This is a genomic window from Proteiniphilum saccharofermentans, assembly GCF_900095135.1.
Taxonomy (GTDB): domain Bacteria; phylum Bacteroidota; class Bacteroidia; order Bacteroidales; family Dysgonomonadaceae; genus Proteiniphilum; species Proteiniphilum saccharofermentans.
This window is the reverse complement of the sequence record NZ_LT605205.1, coordinates 1,379,815-1,395,347: the sequence shown is the minus strand read 5'-3', so window position 1 is coordinate 1,395,347 and position 15,533 is coordinate 1,379,815. Positions and strand designations below refer to the sequence as shown.

Below are 15,533 nucleotides of genomic sequence, written 5' to 3'. Positions count from 1 at the left end.
TTTCTTGGCACATTTAACTATGCTTCACTCCGTTGAAAGTTGTTTGTCCCGACTTGTCGGGGTTGGCACATTAGTTCAGTTGTGGCATGACCAGTTCTTCTGTAATATGGATATCTTTAAAACCCATCTCTCTCAAAAGCGAAGTGATAGCAATCTTCGCTTCATCGGTCGCTTGCCTGTAGATACCCTGTTCAACTGCATCACGGATCATCACATTTTTCTCCCGTGAAATCGCCTCGTTGTAATCCGATATTTTAATGGGATTAAACGCATTCTCGCTTTCATTGTACACCTGTATTGATTTTTCATCAATCACTGTATCCAGTATTTTAGGTTTAGGAATCGAGATATGAATAGTAGTGTCGTTATCTACAGTCACATTTATCCGGTTAAAATCCACTCCGGCCTTAATATATCCGTTATATTTCAGTAAAAAATATTTGTCGGTCAGCGGCACATTGATATTTAAAAACTTACGGTAGTCTTTATAACTGATCACTCCCGTATAGTTATACCTGACCAATGCCAGCTCCTGTATATAGGAAATACGATTCATCACCGATGAACTGTCGTATCCTCTCTCTTTCTCAGCCCTTTTATTCCCTGCCAGCAGCAGGATCGCTAAAATAACTGAGAGAACGAAGAAGAAGACCGTCAGTATATTTATCCTTATTTTTGTATTCACTACTATAAATTTGTTATTGCTTACACATAGCTATTATATACCCAATACATCATTTCCAAATTCATCCTATCGGAGGACTAATGACTTTCATTTTACCAACAGACTCAATCTGTTTTATCAAGGCGACTCCCCAAGGTAATACAAAAATAGTAATTAAAATAAGAATATGAAGAAATTTCCTATTTTCAGATTTTTTTATTTATAGCATTATTTATCTATCTTTGAGGATCAATACATAACAGTTACATATTTTGTATAACCTATTACTCGTTTAAGATTTACTATGTTAAAAGAATCATTGAAGAATATCCCAATCCGCGACCTTCATGACAATGGAAAATTATCCGTTCGCGCACTCAATTGTTGTCTTTATATAGATCTATACACCCTCTATGATATTATTACCTATTATGAAGAGGGTGGGTCTTTTATGGAAATTCGAAATGTAGGCCACAGGACCTCGCTTGAATTAGAAACACTATGTAAAGACATTCTTTTTCAGCTTAAAGAACCCCAAATTGGGGACCATCAAAAAAAAGAGCCGGAATATGATAGAAAATCAGAAGTAAAAGAGTTGATTGAGAATGATCTTCACCATGCCCTCAATGATAAACTTATTTCTCCTGCCGAATTATTTAACTACTTGTCTCCCCTAAAAAAGATTTTAGTTGAAAAAAAATATAATGAACTTGTTTCGTCTTGTTCTAAACGGACAGCCAGATGGTTAGGTAAAATCAATTTTGAGAATTTTATATATGATTACCTAATTGAGCGGGACGGAGTTCTTATGAATATCAGGAATTTAGGCAAGAAAGCATATCCTGAACTCATAGCGTTAAAAAGAAAGTTCGAAAATGAACTTTTAAATATTATACTTTTACCGGAGGATGCTTTTCCGAGGGAGAGGCTAATATTGGAAAAAGGTAAATGGTTTGAGGAGGATTTTGTATATGATTACTATACACAACAGGGACATATACCCATGTTTTGGATACTCGAAAAAGAACTCAGGTCAAACGACAGGAGGGAAATTGATGTCCTTCTTCATTCATACCACATACTCGAAAACAATAAACTATTAACAAACAAATCATTAGGAAAAATACACAATCTATCAAGTCAACGGATCAATCAAATTAAAAATAAAACATACAGGAACTTCTTTTCACCCAATAATTCCTTTATTAAACAAATGAAAGAAGAATGTTCCTTTTATCAGCATTCAATAAAGGAGGACGATATTATATGGCAGGACGATGACCGCATCTCAGCATTGATTGAACGGGAAAATATTCATTTCACCCGGGCTTTTATCCTGAAGATACTCTCTCTGTTTACCGATTCCACACATATCTATATGGGTAGCTTTGCTATCAGGGAAAATGATAAGACATGGAAAAACAGTGTATTGATTCCGGCAGGGTTGGCAGAGTCTTTCAATTTTAACAGATTTATCACTGATATAAACCATCTTGTGTCAATTAGTAGAATAGACCTTATATCACACCTCGGAGTCTACTTATTAAGCTCGCCAGGATGGCAAAAATATAAGGACGGAATACTGGAAGGTGTAATAAAGGTTGCGTCCGATATCCTTGAGCATGAGTTCGGCCTTGCAACCGTCTCGGGAAAAGTCATCACTCCACCCCCTCCTGTTCTTCCCAAACAACCTTCCGATGTGATATATGAAATATTGAAACAGCAAGGGACACCCATGCACATAGATGATATATTTACAGAATTTAAAAAGATACTCCCGGAACATAAATATACCTCCTCCAAACAGCTTCGGCCTCTTTTATACCAACACGATTTAATAACCCACAAAGGCCGAAAAAGCATGTATATGCTAAAAGAATGGAAACATATCAAGTCGGGTACCATCAGGGAAACTATCATTGAATTTTTAAATGCACACGATAGTCCACGGGCAGTCGGGGAAATAACAGATCATGTTTTGCAATATTTTCCTGAGACAAATATCAACAGCATCCGGACATCGATGATCAAAGACTCAAAGAAACGTTTCAAGCAATATAAGAACGGGTGTTTCGGTTTGAGCAATAAGACCTATCCAGACAAGACGGGCGACCCGGCGACGCTTGGTATTTCCAACAAGCCATTTGATGAGAGACTGGCTGACTTGGAAAAGTTCATCTCACAGAACTGGCATTTCCCTTTTTCCGCTTCAACCGACCAAAATGAAACTTCACTGTATCGATGGTGGAGATTACAATGCATTAATTTTGATCAACTGACGGAAGGTCAAAAATCTGAAGTAGAGAGAATAAAAGATCAATATGCAGATATTGATACGGAAAAAAAAGTCTATGAGTGGAACAGTAAGTACAATATGCTTATTAACTTTCTATCTGATAATCAACGAATGCCTTCCTCAGGCAGCATAGGTCTTGAAAAGATGTTATACGATTGGTATAGCAGGGCTAAGAACGATTTCAAAACGAACCGTTTAAACGATGAACAAAAAAAGAAATACTTGAAATTTGAAAAATTGGCGAAAAATCCATATTCTTTCACATCTACAATCTTGAACGGTAGAATATCAAAATAAACCTCTTTGTATTGACTTTTTCGGTTATTTTTAATCTCTTCTTTTCTTTAGGTTTATCTACAATCGATTGAAACATTTTTTGTGTCTGTTTCAGGAATCTTTTCTCTGTATTTTCGACTTATAGCTATATAAAAATCATTAAGACATACAAATTGATGTATATCAGCTACACAACTTTATTATTATGTTAAATATGGCAATACACCACAAAATTATATATATATTTGTACATTACGGTTACAACCGCTAGGATAAGGTCATGAATGAATTCTTAAAAGCAAATTACTGGATCAACCGGAGAGATTATTTACTATGAGGCTCGCGTATGTTATACTTTTATTGATTATTTTTCCAACGGCCATTTTCAGCGTGGAAAGTGAAAACGATTCCCTGCTGAAAGTGCTGGACAAGGTTATTTCAGAACGATCCGGATACACAAAGATAAGGGAAGATAAGATCCAGGAATTGAAGCAGAGAAAACAACTACTGGTCGATACGAACGATATAATCAATATCAACTCGAAAATTATCGAACAATACAATAGTTTCATTTGTGACTCTGCAGAGTTTTATATCAAAGAGAATCTATCTCTTGCAAACAGACTGGATGATCAGGATATCATTGTGGAGAATCTGTTGCGCTTATCCTATATCTATTCACTATCGGGTTTGTTTCTGGAAGCTTCTGAACTTTTCGACTCTCTTGATTATGAAAGCATGTCAGACAAAGACAAGGTATGGTATTGTTGGAATTCTATTCGATATTTTGAGAGTCTTATATTCTATACTTCCGATGCAAACCACTCGCTGGTATATGAGAAACAAAAGGAATCCTATAGAGATAAGGTAATGGGGTTGTTAGACGAAGGATCCGAAGAATATAAAAAAGAATTAGCACATAAGCTTCAGGAAGAAAGGCAGTTTTCAGAGGCAGAAAAATTGTTGTTACCCGTCTTTCATAATCAGACACCTGAAACACACGGTTATGCAATGGCTGCAATGAATCTCGCCAAATTATACCGCCACTCAGGTAAAAAAGAACTTGAAAATTATTACCTGATTATCGCAGCGATCACCGACATAGAATTGGCGGTAAAAGAAAATGAAGCGCTGCTGTCTTTAGCCATAAACCTGTATGAAATGGGGGATATTGACAGGGCATACGAATATATAAGGATAGCTTTGGATGATGCGCTGTTTTATAATGCAAGATTTAAAAACTCCGTTATTGCACGGGTACAACCCATCATTGAAGACACCTACCTGCAAAAAATTTATTCTCAACAGAAGAATTTAAAGAACTTCTCAATCATTACCAGTCTATTTGCATTGGTCCTGATCATTACCTTATTTTATCTGTATCTACAGGTCAAGGCCGTTTCAAAAGCCCGGAAGGAGCTTAGAATAATGAACGAAGATCTTCTGCAGTTGAACCGGAAGCTGGATGAAGCCAATACCGTGAAAGAACACTATATCGGTTACTTTATGAACCAGTGTTCTATCTATGTCAATAAACTTCACAAGTATCGGAAAAATGTGAACCTGAATATAAAAACCGGACAGATAAACAATCTATTTAAATTATCCACGGATGAATTGGAGAAAGATATCTCCGAATTACATGCCAATTTCGACAAAACTTTTCTGGCACTTTACCCCAACTTTGTTTCGGAATTCAACTCTCTGCTCAGGGCTGATGAACAATATTATCCCGAAAGAGGGGAGTTAAATAATGAACTTCGTATATTCGCTTTGATCAAATTAGGGATCACAGACATGAAGCAGATCGCCGACTTTCTGCACTATTCGGTGCAGACTGTTTACAACTATAAAAGCAAAGTAAAGGGAAAAGCCCTGGCTGGGGGTGATCAATTTGAAGAAATGATCATCAGGATCGGCAGTATATCTTAAAAGAAGGATATTTCAAAATAGAGAAACTATCTGAATTTCTTAAAAAAAAGGATATAATCACCCGGTTCTTTGGGCATTCCTTTTTAAAAGGGAAGTATCCAAAGAACCGGGTGAAATTAATTCAGGTATAACCCCCTACTCACAGGTTTCCTCTATCACAAAATTATCTTGCGTTTCATTATCCAATATAACCACACTTTTATCCTTATTTGTGAAATGAACCTGAATGCCTGATATATCGGCATCTTTGGATAAACCAAAGAATTCTCTTGGGTAAATGTATTTCTGGAAAGAAGTCACTGCGCCCAGATTACCCAGTGATTCCATAAGAGTTTTATCGGAAATCTCGTCCACGATCTTTTCTTTCTCTACTCCACCTTCCATGTACTGTACCTTTGCATACAGATGAACATCGCCATCTTTCAGACCACCTTCGGTTACGTAGTTCGGTTCGTTATAGCGGATGGAAAATATATCACCGAAACCGAAAGTGGCAGGAACGAAAGATACCGCGGGGTCAGAAGTGAAGTCCATTTGAGGCTCATCACCACCGGTAATTTCCAGAAGTTTAGCTTCTACCACATCCTCACCAGGGTATTTTTCATTGTGGAATCCAAATGCTTCACCACAGAATGTGTATCCTGCATAGAACTTCACGGCACGCGGACCTGTATGAAGTTTTATGTTCACAGTACCCACTACGGTTTTTTGGTCTGCAATGTTATCATTGATTTGGAAAGTGGTAGCCGATTTAAACACGACCCATTCCATCGGGCCTGTGTTGCCAAGTACGCCCATACGGCTCTGGAAAGAAGATGCCCATGGCATTCCATCCGTTGGATTTGTATCTGTGGCACTCATCAGTACCATGGGTTCGTTGGTAACTTTATTCCCGGCAAATGCCGCGTCAGTGGTAAGAGTCAACATAGCATTGTCTTTCACATTCCAGGCTTTAGGCATTAATATACCAAATGCCAACTTACTGTTACCATCGGTTTCGGCAACGATTTTTATCTTTACTGTTATGTTGATATCACTGTCAACCTGAGCATTATCGGGGTGAATGATCTCTTCAATGGTCATGCAGGTGACAACAAGGAATAAGAGTACCAACAATGACAACGCGTATTTATATTTTTTTATGTATTGCATATTATTACAATTTTATTGATTAATGCTTTTGAAAGTATATTTATAATCCAGTGACGGACAATCCAGTTTGAAAGGGATGCTAAACTCACCGTTTACATAGTAGGCGATTAATTTGTCCGATTCAGTTAAACGCAGTTCATTGGGAAGCACGCTCGTGTTCAGATATGCATCCACCTTACCGGCAGGAATCTCATAGCTGTAAGGTGAAAAAGGCACATCGCCATTGCTGAAAGTTACCGCACTGATCTTGTTATCGGTATAGTGCAACGTCAACCTGAAAGTCTCGAAGAAGTCGAACTTCTTGGCGAGGTCGATCCCGTTAATGTTTACCTCATCGTACTGGTAAACATGGAAGAGGCCATAATTTATATCATAGTCAGATGGGTAATCGGATGATATTTGTGTTCGGTTTTCGTCTTCGCAGCTTACGATGGCGACTAAAACCGAAACTACAATAAGTATGAATGCATATTTTTTCATCATTTTAATTTTTTAAGTTTATAAGTTGTGAGTTTGCAGTCTCTTAATCCATAATTTTATCTATATCGATCCAGAAAAACCGGGGGCGATAAGTACTTACATCGCTGAACTGTTCCGCAAATACTTCGGTATTCACGTTGTAGCTGACAAGTATCATCCCGTCTTTCTCAAACTGCGGGTGAGCCATCGCATTGTAGGTCAATAAATGGGGAGTGTTCTGCTCATAGGTTCTGAATATGAGTTGCTTATTTCTCCACGGCCCGGTAGGGTTATCAGCAATAAACGTGTATATCTCACCGGAATTAAAAGTCTTCTTTTGTGTAAGCAACACATACTTGCCCCGCAGTTTGAACACATTGAACTGTGACGAAACAGGTACAGTTGATAAGCCTTCCAGCTTCACGGCATCTGATGGATTTATACTCCAGCCCGAACCGTTGTAATATTGCCAGTTGTCGTATGGGTTACCTACGGCGGTCCGTGCAACCAGTACTTCGGTGATGGGATCCATATCATTTCGTATATCCACCTGTGCATAGATATAATTATAATCACCATCGTTCAGTGCAGCCATTCCGTAATGAATATCTGGAGAGCCGTTGAATGGTATGGGCGTTATCTTATTCAATTCCAGACCGGGAAGGTTATACTCCAGTATATGGGTGGTTTCATACATGAATCCCCACATGCCTTCACCTCCCTGATACATCAGGGTTTGAAAGATGTACAACTTGTCACCATTCACAAATCCATGTCCGGGCCAGTACCATTTCTGCTCGTCGGGATAACCGGGAGGTACTGCTGCAGAAGCATTCCTGTTGCCCCCGTACCCGTAAATGGCACTCACCTTGCCGTTGTCATACACAATATAGGTATTGCGATACATACGGTCAGATGTGGGACGTTGTCCATTAGTAACCGTTCCTATATAAGAGTCGCCCATCAGGAAGATACTCCTGCCGTCGGGTAAAGGAATGGAATACATACCATCACCTGCGGTTACACTTCCCTGGTCGGGAATGATAATGCCGGCAATCACCTTGTCAAGACCATCAATTTTTGCCTGGATAGTGTTGGTGTTTACAACTTCGCTACCCTTCACCAATGAGAGAGTTACCGATACAGGTTCATTATAAGGCACACGGGTGAAGTAGCTTGTTGTTTCGCCTTTTTCAACAGTTTTAACTGTGACAGGTTGACTCAACTCAATACGATAATTATCGAAACTGACTTCCGGATTGGTAAGTTCCCACGACAGGGATAACGTGTCAGCATTGAATGTAGTGGCGATCTTGATATAGGTGTGACCACCATCAGGTTCAAAGGGATTCTTCCTTATGCTGTCATCACTCTTGGAACAAGAGGCCAGGAGGAAAAGTAAGAACGATAATAATACCATATGGTTATAATTGTACTTCATATTAACTACTCGTTATTAAATGATCAATCCCTCTTCAAATTAGGATTTAACCTCTTTTCCCTGATCGGGTATGGTAACAATAAACTTGCTTCGGTAAACGGTGCTGTATGAGTCGGCGTCTGGTACCCGATCATATTTACCATCTGTCCTGTGACAGCATGTAAAGCCCTGCGGGTTCTCAACATATCATACCATGTCTGATTCTCGAAAGCCAGTTCCCAGAAACGTTCCTGCAATATCCTGTCGACAGTGATGGATGTTGGTTTCACTTCTTCCGGCAATGCACGTTTTCTAACGGCGTAGTAGGCTGCAATGGCATCGGCATCGGTTGTGGTTCCTCCATCGGCCTGGGCTTTTGCTTCAGCCAACATCAACAGTACATCTGCATATCTTAAGAGTGTAAAGTTGGCTCCGGATTTTCCGGTTACCGCGGCATCCTGGTCCCAGTACTTATAGATATATAGCCTGCCGAGGTCTACCATGCCCGATTGGTCGAGTGCCTCCTGTTGGGTATAATAGAATTCTCTTTCTTCTTTGCGCTTATCGCCTTCGGGATAGGTGTCGAAGAACATCCGGGTAACAGTGATTGCTCCACCGTAAGCGGCACTGGCAGAGACAGCTTTTACCGGCGCAGGATAAGCTAACAGGGCACTATGGAGGGGATTACCCGCATTGTCGGCCTCTCTTTGAATGGACCAGATAATCTCTCCGGAATTTTCAACAGTTCTCAACTCTTCATAGCTGTCGAACAGATAAAATCTCCCACTGTTATATACCTGCTTTGCCATGTTGTAGGCCCTGGTATAGTATTCGGTTCCCTTTTGAAGGGGATATCCGGCCATCGTAAGTAAGACCTTGGCGTGTATAGACTTCACGGTTCCCTTAGTTACACGGCCACTGGTATTTGTCCACTCCATATCTTCCATCAGTTCGCCAGCTCTTGTCATATCCGCATCGATCTGGGTGTAGATGGCATCTACGGATGACAGCTCAATGGCTGTGTTGCTTACATCTTTAGTGGGTGTGAGTTTCAGGGGCACCGGCCCATAAAGCCTTACCAGATTGAAGTAAAAATAACCACGGAGGAAATAAGTTTCTCCCAGGTACTGGTTCTTTTTGGCTTCACTTATTGTCCCTTCTGCCATACCTTCGATGCCTTCGATGATGCTGTTGCAATTCTCGATAGCCCGGTATGCTGTTTCCCAGAATCTCTGCACATAGCTGTTATTGTCCGCAATGAGCAGACTGTTGGCCTGAGCGAGGTCTTGGGTACCTGACCCGCGCATACGTTCACCGTATCCGTGCATGAATTCCAGGAAAATGAAGCTCTGCGAACCGGGCTCAATATCTGAGTCCATAATATCGTCAACAAAAGTGTATATACCGTTGACAGCAGCCAAGACCTGCTTTTCGTTCTGGTAATATGAATCGGGGTTCAGAAATGTCTTTGGCTTTTCTTCAAGGAAAGAGTCGCATGAAGTGATGATTACCGCCAGGGCAATGAGCCAGCTTATATTTGAATATATCTTTTTCATACAATTATTTTATTTGTTTACATCAATGTGTATGGAACGTTTTAGAACCAGAATTTTTAGAATCAAGAACGAAGAAATTAGAACTAAGAAGTGGAGAAGTTCACTATTTCATTATTCATTATTCATTATTTACTTTTCACTTTTAATTCTTCACTAACAAAGTCTTGACTCTTGGTTCTTTGTTCTTTACTCTTTAATTCTTAGAATGTAATCTTTATATTAGCAGTAACTGTTGTTGGACGAGGGTATGAGTAGAAGTCGATACTCTGTCCGTTGTCTGTATTGAATGCTCCCATTTCTGTGTCATATCCGGGGTATTGGGTGAATAACGCAAGGTTTTCAACGGATACTCCCAATGAGAGGTTGTTTACTTCCCTGAGCCAGTTAAGCACTTTAGGACTGAAAGAATACGAGAGTACAACGTTGCGTATTCGCAGGAAGTCCCCTTTATGAAGCATATACGAATCTTTTTCGTTTTCACCGAAGAATGGGTCTGACGGCAAACGCAGTGCGGCAACCATAGTATTTTGATTCTCGGGTGTCCATGCTTTAAGTATATCTTTCACGCTGTTGCTGTACAACGGTCTGTTTTCGCCCATGGAATGGGTAATACTCATGATCTTGAAGCCGTACACATAATTAAGGTCAACCATCAATGAAAAGCCCTTGTAGGTAAAGGTATTCACCATGGTGAGGTTTCCTTTCGGTCTGCCGGTTCCCATTAACTGACGATCTTCTTCGTCGATCTTATAGTCACCGTTCACATCTTCGTACTTGATATCACCGGGTCTTTTGCCATACCTGGCAGCTTCCTCTACCTCGGCAAGACTCCAGGTACCCAGTCTTTTATAGACGTAATACGATGCCCAGTCTATACCTTCCCGGGCTATGGTATTATTCCCTGTATCAATGGTTTCTCCGTTTATATCTATTGTTTTCACTTTATTAGTGGAGTACACAAGATCTGTCACCCACATAAAATCTTTTGTATGAATGTTGCGGGATGTAATGGTAGCCTCGAATCCATCGTTCCGTATCTCGCCAAGATTGGACCATGTAGTAGCATATCCGGTGGTGATAGGTATCTGTTTCTCGAACAACAGGTCCTGGGTTGACTTGGTGTAATAGTCCATGATTACCTCTAAGCGGTTGTTGAAGAAGCTGAGATCTAATCCAACATTAAACTGTCGTGATGATTCCCACTTGAGGTCTTTGTTACCCAAATTGCTCAAAGTTACATACGACGTGAGCTCCTTGTTGAAAATGGTAGAGCCGTTTCCGTATTGTGAAATGGTTCTGTAATTGGGGATGGAGGCATTACCAACCACACCGTAACTTGTTCTCAGCTTGGCCTGGCTTACTACATTGAGGAGCGGTCGGAAAAAACTCTCTTCCGAAATACGCCATCCGGCAGATACTGACGGGAAGTATCCGTACTTGTTGTTCATACCAAAGTTTGAAGCACCATCAGCACGGAATGTAACACCCAGCAGATACCTGTCGCGGAAACTGTGATTCATCCGGAAATAGTATGAATTCATCGTATTCTGATTCATCCCGGATCTGGGTTCATGCCATGTTGTTCCTGCCGAAAGGTTATGATAGTCGAATGAATCATCGAAGTATTGTTCGGAACCGGAGGATGAACTTTCATTGCGATTATAATACCAACTGGCACCCAGCACAAAGTTAGAACTGAGTTGTCCGTTGAAATACTCATCGGTATAGGTAAAGTAGTTTTCGCTGGTGAGTTTCTGATTATCGGAGTTACTGATATCCGCGTAACCACCATTATTTTCGCTTACGTCCAGAAGTCCGGCTTTGGCATAACTCATCCCCTTCCTGTTGCTCTGCTGATAGTCTCCCTGGACAGTCAGCGTTAGCTTTCTGGTTAGGTCGAGAATGGAATTGAGGCTGAATACGGAGAAGTTGGATTTCCATTCATCCCTTCTATCCCGTAACAGCAGCAGTGGATTCTCTCCTTCTTCGGAAAATTTGTAATCTCCCTTGCGTCCCCAGGTACCATCTTCGTATTTAACAGGCACAATGGGCGGCATCTCGATCATATTACGGATCGCCCCCTGACCGAAAGAACTTTCCATATCGTTATTGTTACCTTTCTGACTTCCTACGGTTCCTACAACCTGAACGCGGAGCCAGTCCTTGATCCTGCTGTTTACATTAATAGTACCGGAAAAGCGTTCGTACTCGGAACTTTTCATCACCCCTTCATAATTCTGATAAGCAACACTTGAATAAACACTTGTATCATCATTGCCTGATGAAAAAGATACAATGTGGTCATTGGTAATGGCTGTGCGGGTCATTTCCTTCTGCCAGTCTGTGTTATACCTGGGCGAAGCAATAAGCAGTCCATTTTCATCGTACTGGTAGTTGCCGGAAGCATCCTTAGCATAGTAGAAGAGTTTTTCGTCGGCAGTGGTAAGGTGAGGCATGGTTTGTCCGCTGTAAGCATAGCTGCGCCGTTGAACTTCCATATATTCATCGGCATCCAGCATGTCGAGTTTGCGATTCATAAAACCAAATCCCATCTTACCATCGTAGGTAATGGAGCCTTTGCCTTTTTTACCTTTCTTGGTGGTGATAAGTACAACCCCGTTTGATCCCTGGGCGCCATACATAGCGGTGGCAGCTGCATCCTTAAGGATGTCGATAGATTCCACATTCGCAGAGTTGATGATATTGGGGTCAACCCCAATTACCCCATCGAGCACATAGATAGGATCTTTGCCCGCATTGATGGAGCCCATTCCACGAACGCGTAGGGAAGAACCACCACCAGGTCTGCCGGACATTGATACGTTTGTTACCCCGGCCACTTTTCCGGCTATGCCTTGCATGATGTTAAAGGCAGACGGGCGTTCATTCAATTCATCACTTTTTACAGAACTCACTGCTATGGACATATCTTTTTTTGAGCGGGTTCCGTATCCGATAACTACCAGATCTTCCATCAGAACAGCATCCGGTTTCATAACCACATTGTACTGTGAATTATCACCGATTGTCAACTCTACAGTCATCATTCCCACATACGATATCTGCAGCGTTTTAGCATCTGAAGGTATTCTTAAAGAGAAAATTCCGTCAATATCCGTGGTGGTACCTATTGTCGTACCTTTCACTACAACAGTCGCACCAATTACAGAATCACCGTTCTCATCTGTTACCACACCGGAAATAGTTCTTTCAGGACGTTGTGAAATGAGATCTGAAGAGGCTTTCGCCTGTACTCCGCTATTTAATAGCAGTATCAGGATCAACAGCAGTTTTACAATTTTGGAAAACACACCAGGTGCATCCGCTCTCTGTTTTCTTTTCATGTTTGTAAACAATTTTTGATTAATAAAAAGTTGCACTTATTTATGGTTAAGTATATATAAAATAATTACTTACCCCATTCTTTATTAGGAGTACTTCCCATATATAATTCCAAAACACCTCCCTGAACGATATCAGAAAAATCAAGATAGCATTCGCTATATTCTTCTCCGTTCAGCACTGCCTTTTGGATATATATATTTGCCGGACTATTGTCATGGGCAATGATTGTAAATTTCTCTCCCCGGGCGTAATCGGGGTCGAGCCTGAAGTCTACCCTGTCGAATACCGGGCTGGTAATCTCTAATCTTGTATCCCCGGGGCAGGAAGGATGAATGCCCGATGCTGTTAACACATACCATGCAGACATCTGCCCGGCATCTTCGTTACCTACAATTCCTTCCACTTCATTACGATATGCATTCTTACAAATATGCCTGCTCCATTTCTGTGTATTCCATGGCTCATTCAGTTTATTGAATAAGAAAGGCACAAAATGCACCGGTTCATTGGCATGATTGTAATAGTCATTCCACAACAGGTCATCCGGGGTTTTATCAAAGAAGCTGTACAGGTCTGCCAGCACTGCTTTTCTTCCACCCATAAGTTCCACCATACCCTCTATATCATGTGGTACAAACCAACCCTGCTGGTAAGGGTTTGACTCCACACACCCATACCATTCGGTTGTACGGGCGTTTTCCGGCCAGTCCTGCCATGAGCCGTCTGCTTTGCGGGGACGGAACCATCCTTTTTCCTTATCAAAAATATTCCGGTATGCCTGAGATTTCTGAGCGTATACCTTTGCTTCTTCGTCTTTACCCATTGCACTCGCTAACTGTGAAATACACCAGTCTGTATAGGCATATTCCAATGTATGCGAAATACTGAGCTCAGAGGGAGTATATCCCAGTTTATCATTACCGAATACACGGGAAGTATTTTTCGCATACTCATAGGCTTTTTCTACATCGAAAGTCCGGATTCCTTTTACATAAGCATCAGCAAGTACCGAGAGTGCCGGATTCCCGAGCATGCATCCGGAATAAGCATTCACAATTTCCCAACGTTCATAATATTCTTTGCCACTTTGTTCAGCCAACGTAACGAGTGAATTTATCTGATCACTTACCAGAGAAGGATTTATAATTGTTTGTAGCGGGAACTGACTGCGAAACACATCCCATCCACTGAATATGGTCCGTTTGGTAAAGGTTTCGTTTGTTGAATAAATTGTATTGTCACCACCCATATAACGACCGTCGGCATCGGTAAATATTCTGGGATCAATCATAGTATGATATAATGCAGTATAGAATATAGTCTTGTCATCATCACTTCCTCCGGATATTTTAATCCGGCTTAACTCTTTATCCCATAGCTGACGTGCCTGAGTCTTCACTTCATTGAAATCTAACGAGGCTATTTCAGTGTTGAAATTATTTTCTGCCCCTTCCATATCGACAAAGGAGATACCCACTTTCAGTGTAATTTGCTCTTCTTCCTGAGTAGGAAATTCGGTATAAAAACCAAGATGTTTTCCTTTCATTTCATCCTTTCCCGTAATAACCGGAGCTTCGGACACTCTGGTAAGGTAAGGAGCGCTCACCACATCATCTTTCTTCCGGCTCCAACCATCAGGAATATCGGCACTCCAAAATCCATAGTTCTCCAACGGCTTGCTGAAACGGGCGAAAAAATGTACGGTATAGTTTGTATTACCTTCTCCGTCGCCCCAGCCACCACCATCGGGCGTGCATTTCATCCACCCCTTGATGGTATATTGGTCTACCACTTTCACATACTGTTCTACAGATGTTCCTCCCACCCTACGGGCAAGGTCAATCTGAATACGTGATTTTTTATTTTCGGGAAAGGTAAACTTCAATATGCCGCAACGGGGTGTAGTGCTGCTCTGCACATTGATCCCGTAATCTGTAAGGTCGACCGAATAAAATCCGGCCTCGGCAACCTCGGATTTCTTATCGTAATACGATCTGTAGCCGGTGATACTCCCGTCTTCCTTTCCTGCAATTTTTTTCAATTCGCCGGTTGTGGGCATCACCAGAAAATTACCCAAATCCCCGAACCAGCCTACACCGCTCATTTGTGTAAAAGCAAAACCTTCTATTGTTTTATGTTCATAGCTGTATCCCGGGCTGTTATCCCCACCGGTAATGGTATTCGGACTTACCTGTACCATGCCGTACGGGGTGGTTGCTCCCGGAAAAGTTTTACCTAATCCGTGATAAACTCCGGCTGCCGAAGTACTGGTACTTGCCCCTATAAAGGGGTTTACATAATCCGCTGGTGAGAATTTTGTTGTATTATCTTTCTTTGCGTTTGAACAAGAGGTAATCCCGGTCATTGCGCAGAAGACGAATAAAAGAATAACTGCTGTCAGCTTGTTTCGATTGGATATCATATTAATTGTTT

9 protein-coding genes are annotated in these 15,533 nt (G+C 41.1%); 2 read left to right on the top strand and 7 right to left on the bottom strand.

Features of this window, described 5'->3' with window-relative positions; genetic code table 11:
- Positions 1-70: 70 nt before the first annotated feature.
- Positions 71-685: a DUF4230 domain-containing protein gene (locus tag PSM36_RS05405; RefSeq protein WP_076929516.1), complete on the bottom strand. Its 615-nt coding sequence runs from the start codon at positions 683-685 to the stop codon at positions 71-73.
- Positions 686-968: 283 nt separating this feature from the next.
- On the opposite strand from PSM36_RS05405, the gene PSM36_RS05400 reads away from it, so the two are divergent.
- Both PSM36_RS05400 and PSM36_RS05395 read left to right on the top strand, forming a co-directional pair.
- Positions 969-3,257, top strand: coding sequence for a hypothetical protein (locus PSM36_RS05400; RefSeq protein ID WP_076929514.1), 2,289 nt, complete (start codon positions 969-971; stop codon positions 3,255-3,257).
- Between the two features lie 312 nt (positions 3,258-3,569).
- Positions 3,570-5,168 carry a DUF6377 domain-containing protein gene (locus PSM36_RS05395; protein WP_019538951.1) on the top strand — a complete coding sequence of 533 codons (1,599 nt, stop codon included), beginning with the start codon at positions 3,570-3,572 and terminating at the stop codon, positions 5,166-5,168.
- 135 nt (positions 5,169-5,303) lie between these two features.
- Here the strand turns inward: PSM36_RS05395 and PSM36_RS05390 are convergent, their stop codons facing one another.
- From PSM36_RS05390 to PSM36_RS05365, 6 genes are all read right to left on the bottom strand, one after another.
- Positions 5,304-6,320 carry a DUF4961 domain-containing protein gene (locus tag PSM36_RS05390; protein ID WP_076929512.1) on the bottom strand — a complete coding sequence of 339 codons (1,017 nt, stop codon included), beginning with the start codon at positions 6,318-6,320 and terminating at the stop codon, positions 5,304-5,306.
- A 12-nt stretch (positions 6,321-6,332) separates the two neighbouring features.
- A complete protein-coding gene (locus PSM36_RS05385) occupies positions 6,333-6,803 on the bottom strand; it encodes a hypothetical protein (RefSeq protein ID WP_076929510.1) in 471 nt (156 codons plus the stop codon).
- Positions 6,804-6,843: 40 nt separating this feature from the next.
- Positions 6,844-8,220, bottom strand: coding sequence for a DUF4185 domain-containing protein (locus PSM36_RS05380; RefSeq protein WP_076929508.1), 1,377 nt, complete (start codon positions 8,218-8,220; stop codon positions 6,844-6,846).
- Between the two features lie 23 nt (positions 8,221-8,243).
- Complete coding sequence (locus PSM36_RS05375; RefSeq protein WP_076929505.1) at positions 8,244-9,755, bottom strand: RagB/SusD family nutrient uptake outer membrane protein; 1,512 nt, start codon at positions 9,753-9,755, stop codon at positions 8,244-8,246.
- 200 nt (positions 9,756-9,955) lie between these two features.
- The gene (locus PSM36_RS05370; RefSeq protein ID WP_019538946.1) at positions 9,956-13,099 is read right to left on the bottom strand and encodes a SusC/RagA family TonB-linked outer membrane protein; all 3,144 of its coding nucleotides are present in this window, start codon (positions 13,097-13,099) and stop codon (positions 9,956-9,958) included.
- Positions 13,100-13,164: 65 nt separating this feature from the next.
- On the bottom strand, positions 13,165-15,465 hold the full coding sequence (locus PSM36_RS05365) for a GH92 family glycosyl hydrolase (RefSeq protein WP_044060127.1): 2,301 nt from the start codon (positions 15,463-15,465) through the stop codon (positions 13,165-13,167).
- Positions 15,466-15,533 lie beyond the last annotated feature (68 nt).